The organism is Granulicella sp. S190, from assembly GCF_009766095.1.
GTDB lineage: Bacteria > Acidobacteriota > Terriglobia > Terriglobales > Acidobacteriaceae > Edaphobacter.
Map to the genome: position 1 here is coordinate 1 of NZ_LMUD01000054.1, position 328 is coordinate 328.

The 328-nt window shown below is 52.1% G+C and carries 1 protein-coding gene; it reads left to right on the forward strand.

From position 1 onward, the window contains the following. Nucleotides 1–24: 24 nt before the first annotated feature. Nucleotides 25–328, forward strand: a 304-nt coding sequence (locus GSQ94_RS20940) for a hypothetical protein (RefSeq protein WP_158946069.1), incomplete at its 3' end; no start/stop codon positions are given.

The window sequence follows — 328 nt, forward strand, 5'->3', positions numbered from 1 at the left end:
GATGCGGAGGAAGAGGAGACGGTCATGATCTCCATGACTCCGGAAGACCTCGAAAGTTCGCGCTTGCAGCAGAGTGGTCTGGCCCCCAATATGAATGACCCCGATTATGATCCTGCGGCACGGTTAAAGGCGGGCACGCATGCACATACGTGGACCCACTGCGAGATCCACCCCAGCATGATTCTCGGTATCTGTGCGAGCATCATTCCATTCCCCGATCATAACCAGGTGAGTCCAATTTTCTGTATTTATGCCAACACACCTAAATGCTTGCCATTTAGTCTCCCCGTAATACATACCAATCTGCCATGGGCAAACAAGCCATGGG